This window comes from Dokdonella sp., from assembly GCF_035511235.1.
Lineage (GTDB): Bacteria > Pseudomonadota > Gammaproteobacteria > Xanthomonadales > Rhodanobacteraceae > Dokdonella.
The window spans coordinates 31054-44346 of the sequence record NZ_DATKFQ010000044.1 but is presented as its reverse complement, the minus strand read 5'-3'; the positions used below and the strand labels follow the sequence as shown (position 1 = coordinate 44346).

At 70.7% G+C, this 13293-nt stretch carries 7 protein-coding genes; 2 read left to right on the top strand and 5 right to left on the bottom strand.

Going from position 1 to position 13293, the window contains the following annotated elements; translation table 11 throughout:
* Positions 1 to 217: 217 nt before the first annotated feature.
* The gene (gene ettA / locus VMR06_RS17505; RefSeq protein WP_325378778.1) at positions 218 to 1879 is read left to right on the top strand and encodes an energy-dependent translational throttle protein EttA; all 1662 of its coding nucleotides are present in this window, start codon (positions 218 to 220) and stop codon (positions 1877 to 1879) included.
* Between the two features lie 212 nt (positions 1880 to 2091).
* Entirely contained in the window at positions 2092 to 2913 is an 822-nt protein-coding gene (gene pyrF, locus VMR06_RS17500) for an orotidine-5'-phosphate decarboxylase (protein ID WP_325378776.1), read from the top strand.
* 153 nt (positions 2914 to 3066) lie between these two features.
* Here the strand turns inward: pyrF and VMR06_RS17495 are convergent, their stop codons facing one another.
* From VMR06_RS17495 to VMR06_RS17475, 5 genes are all read right to left on the bottom strand, one after another.
* Entirely contained in the window at positions 3067 to 3960 is an 894-nt protein-coding gene (locus VMR06_RS17495) for a glycosyltransferase family 2 protein (RefSeq protein WP_325378774.1), read from the bottom strand.
* Positions 3961 to 3980: 20 nt separating this feature from the next.
* Positions 3981 to 5855: a hypothetical protein gene (locus VMR06_RS17490; protein ID WP_325378772.1), complete on the bottom strand. Its 1875-nt coding sequence runs from the start codon at positions 5853 to 5855 to the stop codon at positions 3981 to 3983.
* A 67-nt stretch (positions 5856 to 5922) separates the two neighbouring features.
* Positions 5923 to 8703 carry a serine/threonine-protein kinase gene (locus VMR06_RS17485; RefSeq protein WP_325378770.1) on the bottom strand — a complete coding sequence of 927 codons (2781 nt, stop codon included), beginning with the start codon at positions 8701 to 8703 and terminating at the stop codon, positions 5923 to 5925.
* A gap of 83 nt (positions 8704 to 8786) precedes the next feature.
* A complete protein-coding gene (locus VMR06_RS17480) occupies positions 8787 to 10121 on the bottom strand; it encodes a dicarboxylate/amino acid:cation symporter (protein ID WP_414648169.1) in 1335 nt (444 codons plus the stop codon).
* Between the two features lie 362 nt (positions 10122 to 10483).
* Positions 10484 to 13270, bottom strand: coding sequence for a TonB-dependent receptor domain-containing protein (locus VMR06_RS17475; RefSeq protein ID WP_325378766.1), 2787 nt, complete (start codon positions 13268 to 13270; stop codon positions 10484 to 10486).
* Positions 13271 to 13293: the final 23 nt, after the last annotated feature.

Here is a 13293-nt window from a genome sequence, read left to right as displayed (position 1 = left end):
TGCTGGCAGCGGGGAAACGGCGGATGTTAGCCGATCGGCGCCCCGGGCGCGGCGCAGGCCGCCGCGCCGGCGGGGCCGGCCGCCGCGGCAAGGCGCCGCGCGCATGACGCGCCGGGCGCCGATCGGCGATAATCGCGGCCCTTCCCTTCTTCCGGGCTCCCCGGCGGTGCCGGCCTCGCGGCCGCCCCGGGCGCGGCCTGCCTCATCCGGAGCGCGCATGCAGTACATCTACACGATGATCGGCGTCAGCAAGGTCGTCCCGCCCAAGCGCCAGATCATCAAGGACATTTCGCTGTCGTTCTTCCCGGGCGCGAAGATCGGCCTGCTCGGCCTGAACGGCGCAGGCAAGTCGACCGTGCTGCGCATCATGGCCGGCGTCGACACCGACTACCAGGGCGAGGCCCGCCCGCAGCCGGACATCAAGATCGGCTACCTCGCGCAGGAGCCGCAGCTGGACCCCGACAAGACCGTACGCGAGGCCGTCGAGGAAGGCGTCTCGGAGGTCATGGACGCGCAGAAGCGCCTCGATGAGGTCTACGCGGCCTACGGCGAGGAAGGCGCGGACTTCGACAAACTCGCCGCCGAGCAGCAGCGCCTGGAGAACATCCTGGCCGCCAACGACGCGCACGCGCTCGAGCGCCAGCTCGAGGTGGCCGCCGACGCGCTGCGCCTGCCGCCGTGGGACGCGAAGATCGGCCAGCTCTCGGGCGGCGAGAAGCGCCGCGTCGCGCTGTGCCGCCTGCTGCTGCAAAAGCCGGACATGCTGCTGCTCGACGAGCCGACCAACCACCTCGACGCCGAGTCGGTCGAGTGGCTCGAGCAGTTCCTGGCGCGCTTCCCGGGCACCGTCGTCGCGGTCACCCACGACCGCTACTTCCTCGACAATGCCGCCGAGTGGATCCTCGAGCTCGACCGCGGCCGCGGCATCCCGTGGAAGGGCAACTACTCCTCGTGGCTCGAGCAGAAGGAAGAGCGCCTCAAGCAGGAAGAGAACCAGGAGAAGGCACGCCAGAAGGCGATCGCGCGCGAGCTGGAATGGGCGCGCAGCAACGCCAAGGGCGGCCGCAGCAAGGGCAAGGCGCGTCTGGCGCGCATGGAAGAACTGCAGTCGGTCGACTACCAGAAGCGCAACGAGACCAACGAGATCTTCATTCCGCCGGGCGAGCGCCTCGGCAGCGCGGTGATCGAGTTCAAGGGCGTGTCCAAGTCGTTCGGCGACCGCCTGCTGATCGAGGACCTGTCGTTCGTCGTGCCGGCCGGCGCGATCGTCGGCATCATCGGCCCCAACGGCGCCGGCAAGTCGACGCTGTTCAAGATGATCACCGGCCAGGAAAAGCCCGACAAGGGCGAGATCGTCAAGGGTCCGACCGTGCAGATCGCCTACGTCGATCAGAGCCGCGACAAGCTCGAAGGCAACCACAACGTGTTCCAGGAAGTCTCCGGCGGCTCGGACATCCTCAACATCAACGGCATCGAGATCCAGTCGCGCGCCTACATCGGCCGCTTCAACTTCAAGGGTCCGGACCAGCAGAAGCTGGTCGGCACGCTGTCGGGCGGCGAACGCGGCCGCCTGCATCTGGCCAAGACGCTGCTGCAGGGCGGCAACGTGCTGCTGCTCGACGAGCCGTCCAACGACCTGGACATCGAGACGCTGCGCGCGCTCGAAGACGCCCTGCTCGAGTTCCCCGGCAATGCGTTCGTGATCAGCCACGACCGCTGGTTCCTCGACCGCATCGCCACGCACATCCTCAGCTTCGAGGGCGACTCGCACGTGGAGTTCTTCCAGGGCAACTACCGCGAGTACGAAGCCGACAAGAAGCGCCGTCTCGGCGAGGAAGCCGCCAAGCCGCATCGCGTGCGCTTCAAGAAGCTGGCCTGACCGGCAACGCCGGCGCGGCGCGATCGCGCCGCACCGGCACCTGGAGGCCGCCGACGGCGGCCGCTGCGACGGGCGCACGGATGCGCCGTCCGGACGCCGCCCGGCCCCGCCGGAGGCGTCGGCAACGGGCACGGCCTGCGGGCCGCGCCGACACGATCGGACCGGGACGGACGGAGCCCGGCCGCGACATCCCTGCCGGAGCGGAGACTGCGATGTCCTTCATGACCCTGCTCGCCGACGCCTGGCGCCGCCACGATTCGCTGGTCTGCGTCGGCCTGGATCCGGAGCCCGGCCGGCTGCCCGTCTCGCTCGGCGGCGGCCCGGCCGCGATCGGCGCGTTCTGTCGCGCGATCGTCGACGCGACCGCCGATCGCGTCTGCGCGTACAAGCCGCAGATCGCGCATTTCGCCGCGCAGCGCGCCGAGGACCAGCTCGAGGCGCTGATCGCCTACATCCACGAGCGCCATCCCGGCATCCCGGTGATCCTCGATGCCAAGCGCGGCGACATCGGCTCGACCGCGCAGCATTACGCGGCCGAGGCGTTCGACCGCTATGGCGCCGACGCGGTGACCTTGAATCCGTATCTGGGCCGCGACTCGGCGCAGCCGTTCCTCGACCGCGCCGACAAGGGCGTGATCCTGCTGTGCCGTACGTCCAACCCCGGCGCGCGCGACTTCCAGGACCTGCTCGTCGACGGCCGACCGCTGTACCAGCACGTCGCCGAGACGATCGCGACGCAGTGGAACGGCCACGGCAACTGCGCGCTGGTGACCGGCGCGACCTGGCCCGAGGAGATCGCCGCGGTGCGCGCCCTGGTCGGCGACCTGCCGCTGCTGGTGCCGGGCGTCGGCGCCCAGGGCGGCGACGTCGAGGCGGTGGTCCGCAATGGCGCGAGCGCGAACGGCACCGGCCTGCTGATCAGCTCATCACGGGCGATCCTCTACGCATCGAACGGCGAGGATTTCGCCGAGGCCGCGCGCGCGGCGACCGAGGCGCTGCGTACGTCGATCAACCGCTATCGGCCGGCCGCCTGAGCCTCGTCTGATGGCCGGCCTGCGAGTGGGCCGCCGATCGATCGCGGATGATCGCGCGCGTCAGACCCATGCGCCGTCGATGCGACGCACGGCAGGCGTACGGGACTGACGCGCATCGTCCTGCCAGCGCTGCCCGGCCCGCCTGACCGCGACTCAGGCACGCCGCGTGCGCCACCACAGCAGCGGCGCGCGCAGCGCGAAATGCCCCCAGATGCCGAGCCACACCAGCATGCGCAGCAGCGGATTGCGCGCGGCCGGATCGAATTTGACGAAATAGCGCCACATGCCGCGATGCTTGTGGCGCGCGACGAACAGCGGGCGGTGGCGACTGGAACTGCCCTGCGCATGCGCGATGTCGACCGTGGCCGCCAGCACGACGCGGAAGCCGGCGTCGTGCACGCGGCGGCACAGGTCGAGATCTTCGCAGTGCAGGAAGTAGCCCTCGTCGAAGCCGCCGATTTGCTCGAACAGCTCGCGCGGCAGCAGCAGGCAGGCGCCGGAGACCGCCTCGACCGCCTCGACGTCGGCGGCGACGGCCGGCAGCGGCTGCTCGACGCCGGCCAGCGCCGGCCAGCGCCGCTCCCAGCGCGACAGGCCGGTCGCGGTCGCGAGCGCGCGGCGCAGCATCGGATCGCGGCGGCGCACCGCGCGCGCGACGCGGCCGTCGGCCTCGCGCACGCAGGCGCCGACCAGGCCGCGGCGCGGATCGGCGGCGAGCACGGCGCGCAGCCGCGCGATCGTGTCGGGCGCGATCAGCGCATCGGGATTGAGAAACAGCAGCGCATCGCCGGCGGCGACGCGCGCGCCGCGGTTGCAGGCCGGCCCGAAACCGAGATTGGCGCCGTTCTCGATCAGGCGCAGCCGCGGATCGCCAGCATGACGCGCCGCGACCGCCTGCGGCTGGCCGTCGGCGGATGCGTTGTCGACCAGGATCAGCTCGACCGCCGCGGTCGAGGCCAGTACGCGCGTGACGCAGTCGGCCAGCAGCGGGCCGCTGTCGGCGGCGACGACGACGACGCTGGTCAGGTCCGCCCTGCGCTCGGCCATCGCCGGTGCGCGGCTGCGCGCTACAGGCCGGACAGGAGCCGCTCGCCTTCGTCGCGGGCGTGGCTCCACAGGGCCGGCCAGGCCTCGTAGCCGGCGGCCAGCTGGCCGAGCTCGCCGCGCAGCGCGGCGGAGACGTCGGCGTCGGTCGCGGTGTCCGGCCAGTCGCCGAGGCGCGGCGCCGCGCCGGCCAGCAAGGCGCGGCCGTTGGCCTCGATGATCGTGCGTACATCGGCCTGCCAGTACACCGGCGCATCGGACGCCGACTCGAACTGCTGCTGCAGGCGCTCGATCAGATCGGCGCGGGCGAAACTCAGGTATTCCTGCAGGTGGCGCACGCGGGCGCTCTCGCCGGCACCGGCGATGTCGCGCAGATGGCCGGCCAGCAGGGCCAGCCGCTGCGCCGGATCGGCGGCGAGGAAATCGGGCAGCTGGCGCTGCACGTAGTCGCTGACGAAATGGTTGAAGCGCGGCGTGTGCGCGGACTGGGTGCGCGCCGAGCGCTTGCGCGCCGCTTCCTGCACGTGGCCGATCACGACCGGCAGTTCCATGACCAGGGCCTGCGGATGGATCAGCCGCGTAACCGTCGAGAACAATGCGTCCTCGCCGCGGCCGACCGGATTGGTACACGGCAGCAGCACGCTGTTGTCGAGCGTGAACGGCGTGAAATAGCCGATCGTCGCCACGCGCGCCTGCTGGAAGCCGTACCAGAGGCTGCCGGCCTCGATGTTGCGCAGATAGCTGTCGCGGTCGCGCGCGAAGTCCTCGCGGCCGTCGGCGGCGATCTGGTAGAGCCAGGTGCCCGACTCGGTGCGCGAGCTGCCGGTGGTGCCGTGCATCGTCGCCAGCACGCGCGCGCCGCCGCGCAGATGCTCGAGGCGGCCGAGGCTGAGGCCGCGCAGCGCGCTGCGGTCGATCGCATAGCGCGCGCCGCGGCTGAGCGCGCCGAGCGCCTGGCCCGACGCCTCCAGGTGCAGCTCGAACGGATCGTCAACGACTTCCTCGCCGGCACCGAGCGATTCCTCGATGTTGCGGAAGAAGCGCACGTGGGCCGAGGTGGCCGGGTTCGGATCGAGGCCTTCGCGCGCGTCCTCGCTGCGGCGCAGCGGCAGGCGCTGATCGTCGTCGAACATCGCCAGGCGCGCGCCGGCCGACAGCAGCAGCGCCAGATTCCAGCCGCGGCCACCGCCGAAGCGCGGCTGCGCCGGATCGCGCAGCAGCAGCTGCGGCGCCGCCGCGCGCGCGGCCGGCACCGCCTTGATCAGGCGCTCGACCAGACGCGCCTGTTCGGCCACGCCGAGGTAGGTCAGCTTGGCGCCGGTGGAGCGCGCGAACTCGCGCAGCAGATCGCGGTGACGGTCGATCGACTCGGGCTGGATCGAATCGTCGATGACCACGTAACGGTGTCCGGCCCGGAAGCGCCGCTCGTAATCGGTCAGCGAGGCCAGCAGCCGCTCGAGCTGCAGCGGCCGGTCGCAGGCGCGGATGAACACCGCGCGCAGCGGCGCCTGCTCGACCGCCGGCGTCTCGGCCAGGCGCGCCAGGAACGCGCGGTCCTCGACGACCAGACCGCGGCCGACCAGGCTCTGCAGCACCTGGCCGACGCCTTCGCGCGGGACGTTCAGACCCGACACGGTCGACAGGATCCGGTTGACGTGCTCGTCGAGGCTGCGGAATTCGCGGCACTGGTCCAGCGCCTGCAGCACCTGGTAGGTCATCACGTGCGTTTCGCCGGTCGAGCGCACCTGGAAGATGCACTCGTTGTTCGACAGCGAGGCGACCATGCCGTCTTCCGACGCGAACAGCGGCGCCTTCGGATCCGGCCGGGCCATCGCCGGCGCCGGCGCGGTCAGGCCGACGTTGCCGTAGTTGATCTGGAAGTTCAGGTTGCTGCTCATCAGGTTCCGTGGAGCGGTGCGCGGGCGGACGGCGTCCGGCGGTCGGCGCACGGGCGGGGCGCGTATTCTACGCGTCCGCTCCGCCGGCCGCATGGCGCGGCGCCGGCGGCGCCCGCAGCGCCCCGAGCCCGGCCTTGTGGTCCGGCCAGCGCGCCAGCAGGCCGAGCACCGGCGCCTCCGGCGCGAAGCTGGCGCGCACGCGGGCGGCGTGCGCCTCGACCAGGGCGCCGGCGGCCGCGGCCTGACCGTCGTCGGCCAGCGCGGCGGCCAGGTGGATCGCGCGTTCGGCGACCTGCGGATGGTCGTCGCCGAAGCGCTCGCGGAGCGCCTCGAGCGCGCGGCGCCGCTCGGCGATCTCGGTGGCCCGGTCGCCGTCGTGCCGGGCCAGGTCGGCGGCCGCACTGGCCGCGCGCGCGCGCAGGTACGGATCGGCGCGGGCCGCGGCGAGCGCGGTGGCGACCGCGTAGCGCTCGCGGGCGGCGGCCAAGTCGCCGCGGCGGATCTGCCACTCGACATCGAGCCAGCGCGCCTTGGCGGTATTGACGTGGTCGGCGCCGTAACGCGCGACGTAGCCGGTCAGTACCGCATCGAGCAGCATGCGCGCCTCGTCGAGCCGCTGCCCGCGGCGGACCAGCAGCCGCGCGAGGTTGTATTCGGCGCGCAGCACCGGCGCGGCGTCGGCGGCCAGCGTGCGCCGGCGCTCGTCGAGCGACTGCCGGAACAAGGGTTCGGCGGCGGCGTAGTCGCCCATGTCCTCGTAGGCCGAGGCCAGATTGTTGACCGGCCGCTGCGTGCTGCTGCCGACCCGCTCGAGGATCGCGATCGCCTTGCGGTAGTGCCCGGCCGCTTCGCGGTAGCGGCCGAGGTCGTGCAGCGCCGAGCCGAGCTCGTTCTCGGCGACGCCGACGTGGTCGCTGTCCTCGCCGTAGCGCTCGCGCGACAGGTCGAGATTGGTCGCGGCGAGGTCGGCGGCACGCTGATACTGGCCGGCGCCGCTGTAGGCACCGATCAGCGCCTGCAGCGTGGTCGCGACCTGTGCGCTGCGGTCGCCGTCGATGCGGCGCTTGATCGCCAGCGCGGCCTCGAAGCGCCCGATCGCGCCGGCATGGTCGCCGCGCGAGTTGGCGACGAGGCCGAGGTTGTGCAGCGTGCTGGCGACCGCCATCGAGTCCGCTCCGGCCAGCTCGCGGCGGATCGACAGGGCGCGCTGCAGCAGCGATTCGGCTTCGTCGAGCCGGTCGTCGGCCTCGAGGACGACGCCGAGCGTGTTCAGCGAGTCGGCCAGCGCCAGCGAATCGGGCGCGGCGTAGCGCTCGCGCAGCGCCAGCGCGCGGCGTGCGGTGCGTTCGGCCTCGGGCAGCGACTGGTGGTTGTTGGCCTGTACGACCGCAAGCTGGCTGAGCGCGGCGGCCGCGGCCAGGGGCTGATCGACACCGGGCGCGAGATAGCCTTCGACCGCCTGGCCGAGCAGCTCGGCGGCGCGGCCGCTCTCGCCGATGTGGCGGTAGGCCGTGCCGAGCACGTCGAGCATGCGCGCGCGCAGCGCCGGCGCCGCCTGCAGATCGCCGCCGATCCGCGCGGCGCCCTGGTCGAGCACGTCGCGCGCGCTGACGTCGCGCGCATGGCCCGAGCGCGGATTGGACACGTCGAACACCGACACGAGATAGTCGCTGACCTCCTCGGCCGTGGCCGCCTGCAGTTTCGCATCGCGCTCGGCGCGGATCGCGCGGTCGCGCTCCGCGGCCAGGCCGGCAGTGAACGCCGCGACCACGGCGGCGAGCGCGGCACCGGCGGCGAACAGCGGCCAGCGCCGCTGCAGCAGGCGCAGCGCGACGTAGCCCGGCGTCGGTGCCCGCGCACGGACCGGACGGCGCGCCAGATGGCGGCCGACGTCGGCCGCGAGCAGGTCGACCGAGGCGTAGCGCAGGGCCGGATCGGTGGCGGTCGCACGCAGCACGATCGCGTCGAGATCGCCGCGCAGGCGGCCGCCCCACGGCACCGCGGCCGCCAGCGCGCTCGGGCAGACCTCGGCCGCGCCGAGCCGGGTGATCGTGTGGTCGGCCTGATCCAGGCGCGCACGGCGGCCGGTCAGCAGCTCGAACAGGATCAGGCCGAGCGCGTAGACGTCGCTGGCGACCGTGACGCCCTCGCCGCGCAGCTGCTCGGGGCTGGCGTAGCGCGGCGAGAACCAGTCGGTGTCGGCCGCCGGCGGCTCGTGGTCGAGCGCCCGGGCGATGCCGAAATCGAGCAGCACCGGCGTACCGTCCTCGCGCACCAGCACGTTGGACGGCTTGAGATCGCAGTGGACGATCAGGCGCTGATGCGCGAACTGCACGCTGCGGCACACCTGCACGAACAGCCCGAGCCGCGCCGTCAGATCCAGGCCGCGATCGCTGCACCAGCGGTCGATCGGCACGCCCTGGACGTATTCCATGACCAGATACGGCTGGCCGCGCATGGTCGCGCCGCCGTCGAGCAGGCGCGCGATGCCCGGATGCTGCAGGCTGGCCAGGATCTGGCGCTCGCGCGCGAAGCGGGCGACGCCCTCGGCGCCCTGCGGACCGCGCACGATCTTGAGCGCGGCCTGCTGGCGGAAATGGCCGTCGGCACGCTCGGCCAGGTACACCGTGCCCATGCCGCCGCGGCCGAGCTCGCGCTGCAGCCGCCAGGCACCGATGCGCTCACCGGCCGCCGGCGCGGCGGCCGGCGGCGCGGACGCGTGCGCCTGCCCCATCGCGAGCGTCGGCGCATCGGGCGCGAAGCCGGCCTGGTCCGGGCCGAACGGCAGCGTCGGGCCGTCTGCCGCGGCATCGGCGGGTGCGTCGGGGGGAGGAAGGGCGCCGGCCATGTGCGGATCGCGCGTTCGCTGTGGACTGGGGTCCGGGACGCCTGCCCGGGTGCGCGAGTATAGGCCGCGCGCCCGGACCGGCCTCAGGCCGTATCGGCGGGCGGGTCCGCCTCGCTGCCGCGCGAAACGACGACCGCGGCGGCGAGATCGCCGGTGACGTTGAGCACGGTGCGGCTCATGTCGAGCAGGCGGTCGACGCCGAGGATCAGGCCGATGCCCTCGGGCGGCACGCCGACCATCGCGCAGATCATCGCGATCACCGGCAGCGAGCCGGACGGCACGCCGGCGGTGCCGATGCCGCCGAGGATACAGACGAACATCACCGTCAGCTGCTGCCACAGCGTCAGATCGACGCCGAAGAACTGCGCGAGGAACAGCACGGTCACGCCCTCGAACAGCGCCGTGCCGTTCTGGTTCGCGGTCGCGCCGATCGTCAGCACGAAGCGCGAGATCCGCGGCGGCAGCCTCAGCTCCTCCTCGGCCACCTTGAGCGCGGTCGGCAGCGTCGCATTGCTCGACGAGGACGTGAACGCCATCACGATCGCTTCCTGCGCGCCGCGGAAGAACGCCAGCGGCGACATGCCGCCGAACCAGCGCACCGCCAGCGGATAGACCACGAAGAAGTGGATCGACATCGCCAGCAGCGCGACACCGACGTAGCCGGCCAGCTTGACCAGCAGATCCCAGCCGAACAGCGCGGCCAGGTTGAACACCAGGCACGCCACCGCATACGGCGCCAGTCGGATCACGCCGTGGATCAGCGTCATCGAGACCTCGAAGACGCCCTGGAAGAACTCCTTGACGCGCTCGGTGGCCGGCGTGCGCGTCGCGACCATGCCGATACCGAAGATCAGCGCAAAGAACATCACCGCGAGAATGTCGTTGGAGGCCGCCGCGCGGACCACGTTGTCCGGCACGATCTGCACCAGCAGCGACACGCCGCCGCCCTGCCGGCTGCTGGCGACGATGGTGTCGGCTCGCTCGGCCGCGTCGCTGATCAGCGACTGCGCGACCGCCGGATCGATGCCGTCACCGGGGCGAAACAGGTTGACCAGGGTCAGGCCGATCACGACCGCGATCGAGGACACCACGACCGTGTAGATCAGCGTCCGCCCGCCGACCCGGCCGAGCGAGCGGATGTCGCCCATCTCGGCGACGCCGAGCACCAGCGCCGAGAAGATCAGCGGGATGACCAGCATGAACAGCAGGCGCAGGAAGATCTGCCCGACCGGCTGCGTCACGTAGCTCGTCAGCGCCTGCAGCCACGGCGCGTCGGCGCCCGCGAAGACGTGCGCGGCCAGGCCGGCGACGAGGCCGACGACGAAGCCCAGCAGCAGGCGTAGATGCAGCGACATGGCGTTCCCCCGGGCGACGGCGACACCGAAGCCTACCGTCCGCGGCCGCCCGCGCCTAGGCATGAACCGCTCTAGCTTTCGCTTTCGCTTTCGCTTTGGCTTTGGCTGTGGCTGTGGCTGTGGCTCTCGCTGTGGCTGTGGCTTCTGCCTTTGGCTGTCGTAGCCCTAAAGCAAGCCGAGCATCGCAGGACGAGGCGGCCGCAGAGGTGCCCCACTCGCTTCGCTCAGACACGGGGCAGCTCTTCGGCCTGGCCGACCTGCGATGCTCGGCTCGCTTTAGGCGCACCCACGGCGGAGAGCGAAAGCGAAAGCGAAGGCGACAGCCACAGCGGGAGCGAGAGCGAGAGCGGAGCGATTCCGCAGACCAGAACCAAAAAGAAGGGCCGGCTTGCGCCGGCCCCTCTCCACATCGCGATCGCTTTGGATCAGCCGCCGCTGCCGCCGAAGCGGTAGTTGATCTCGGCGAAGATCGAACGGCCGTAGGCGTCGTAGTTGGCCGAGTCGTAGTACGGATAGGTCGTGTTCGACCGATCCCGCGGCGGACGCTTGTTGGTCACGTTGTTGGAGATCAGCGAGAGCGTCAGGTCGTCGACCGTATAGCTGACGCTGGCGTTGTAGGTCGTCCACGGACCGATCGTGTCGACCTCGTTGAACGCCAGGGTCTTGCCGCGGCGCTGGCCGTACAACGTCGTGCTGAAGCCGCCGATGTTCCAGGTCACGCTGGCGCTGGCCCGCCACTTCGGATCGCGCGGATAGCTCAGGAACGTCAGCTCGTCGATCGTCGGATCACCCGGGTAGGTGATGTACTCGTGCTTGAGCAGCGTGTTGTAGTCCGCGCCGAACACGAAGTCGCCGATCGAGTCGGTCTGCAGGCGGTACTGCATGTTCGCGGTGATGCCGCGGACCTTCTCCTTCGAGACGTTGATCGGGTAGGTGCGGATCGAGTTGATGCCGCTCTCGCTGGGACCGGTCGGGTTGAGGTTGCGATCGACCAGACCGAGCACCGCCACGCAGTTGGGCGAGTTGATGTCGACCGGCGAGCCGCCGACCGTCGCGCCGCGGCGGCAGTCGGCCTCCAGCTGCAGGATCTCGTCGAGCGAGCGCGCCTGCACCTGATCGTCGATCTTGATCTCGTACAGGTCGGCCTTGAACGCCAGATTCGTCGTCGGTGCCCAGACCACGCCGATCGTGGCCGACTTGGCGTTGACGTTCTTGAGGTCGAGGTTGCCCGACTGGATGCCCGAGACCTGCTCGTTGTTGTAGCGGCAGGTGTCCATGTCGACGTTGTCGCCGAACTCCTCGCGACAGCGGTAGTAGTCGGTCTGGCCCTGCGCGAAGAAGCCGCTCTCGCCCTGGTAGAGGCCGGCCATGTCCGGTGCGCGGAACGCCGTCGCATAGGTACCGCGCAGCAGCAACGAGTCGACCGGGCGGAATTCCAGGCCCAGCTTGTAGGTGAACTTCTCGTCGCTGCGGCCGGAAGCCTTGTACTGGTCGTAGCGCGCCGAACCGGTGGCGGTCAGCATGCTGGTCAGCGGTGCGTTCATTTCGGCCGCGATCGCGTAGCGGTCACGCTTGCCGTAGCCCTGGGTCGCCGAGGCGCCCCACACTTCGCCGGCGATCATGCGCGGATCCGGGGAATCGTCCCACAGCTGGTTGCCGGCCTCGACCAGCGCGGCGAAGCCGACCGGACCGGCCGGCAGCTCGAAGAGGCTGAGGTTGGTGACGGTCGCGTTGACCTTCTGCGTGTAGGTGTGCGACTCGCCGCGGATGTAGTCGCTGAACGAGCGGTACTGGTCCGGCGTGATGACCGAGTAGAAGCGGTCCCAGTTGACGTTGTAGACCGGGTACTCGTTGAAGAACGGATCGGTCGCGCCGGCGACCGGGTCGCCGAGGAAGTAGCGGTCGACCAGGGCGCCGAGCGGACGCAGTTGCTTGGAGCGCACGACGTTGTCCGAGCGATGGTAGTAGACGTCGTAGTCCCAGTTCGAGTCGCCGAACGTGCCGCGCAGGCCGACCTGGCCGACGTAGGTCTTGTTGCGGTCGAAGCTGTTGTTGAGACCGAAGATGCCGCCGTGGGACGAATCGAACACGTGCTGCAGCGAGATGATCGAGCCGACCGTCGGATCGTAGAACGGCCCCGCGCCGGCACCGCTGCCCCACCAGCTGTAGCTGGAGCCGGCGAAGTACTCGACCGTGTTGACGTTGTACATCAGGCTGCCGTAGAGCTGGGTGTTGTCGTTGACGTCGAAGACGCCCTTGACGTAGCCGTTGGCCGAGCGGCGGTCGTTCATGATCGACGAGTAGCCGTTGGTCAGCGGCGAACCGCAGGCGTAGCCGCGGCCGAGGTTGTCCTCGAAGCGGCGCACCGTGCCGCCGTAGGCGCTCGACACGCGATCGCACCACGCGCCCGGATCGACGAAGTCCTCGGCGACCTCGCCGATCAGGTCGCGCACCAGATAGTTGAACGAGCCCTGGCCGCGGCCGCTCGGATTGTCGAGCGTGGAATCCATCCAGCTGCGCTGGAAGCGGTAGATCGGCTCCTGGTTGCGCAGCTCGAGGCTGTAGATCAGGTTGAAGCGGTCCCAGCTGTTGCCGCCGGTGAACTGCAGGCGCTGGCTGTCGCCGCCGCCCTCGGAATAGCCGCCCACGCGCAGGTTAAGCGCGTAGCCGTCCATCTTCTGCTTCAGCACGATGTTGACGACGCCGGCGATCGCGTCGGAGCCGTAGATCGCCGACTGGTTGCCCGGCAGGATATCGATGCGCTCGACCATCGCCATCGGAATCGAGGAGATGTCGACGAAGTTGCCCGAGCCGTTGTACAGCAGCGGGTAGTCGGCCATCGGACGGCCGTCGATCAGATACAGCGTGAAGCCCGGATCCAGACCGAACAGACTCAGCGTCTCGGCGCCCTGCGTGAAGCTGGCCGAGGTCTGCGCGCCCTGCACGCCGCCATTGGCCTGCGGCAGTGCGCGCAGCACGTCCGACACGCTGCCGAAGCCCTTCTTGGTGATCTCCTCGTTGGTGATCGTAATGACCGGCGAGGCGGTCTCGACCTGCGAGCGCTTGATCAGCGAGCCGGTGACGGTCACCGCCTCCAGCTGTTCGGCGCTTTCGTCGGCGGCGCCCTCCTGATCCTGCGCCAGCGCCGGAACGGCGAACAGCGGCAGGGCCAGCGTGGCGGTGATGGCTGCGACCAGCATTTTGCGTTGCATGTTCTTTCCTCTCGTGACATGGG

Bases quoted from the DNA above. Each gene is read 5' to 3' on its own strand.
- ettA (WP_325378778.1), top strand. From the start codon at position 218: ATGCAGTACATCTACACGATGATCGGCGTCAGCAAGGTCGTCCCGCCC.
- pyrF (WP_325378776.1), top strand. From the start codon at position 2,092: ATGTCCTTCATGACCCTGCTCGCCGACGCCTGGCGCCGCCACGATTCG.
- VMR06_RS17495 (WP_325378774.1), bottom strand. From the start codon at position 3,960: ATGGCCGAGCGCAGGGCGGACCTGACCAGCGTCGTCGTCGTCGCCGCC.
- VMR06_RS17490 (WP_325378772.1), bottom strand. From the start codon at position 5,855: ATGAGCAGCAACCTGAACTTCCAGATCAACTACGGCAACGTCGGCCTG.
- VMR06_RS17485 (WP_325378770.1), bottom strand. From the start codon at position 8,703: ATGGCCGGCGCCCTTCCTCCCCCCGACGCACCCGCCGATGCCGCGGCA.
- VMR06_RS17480 (WP_414648169.1), bottom strand. From the start codon at position 10,121: ATGCCTAGGCGCGGGCGGCCGCGGACGGTAGGCTTCGGTGTCGCCGTC.
- VMR06_RS17475 (WP_325378766.1), bottom strand. From the start codon at position 13,270: ATGCAACGCAAAATGCTGGTCGCAGCCATCACCGCCACGCTGGCCCTG.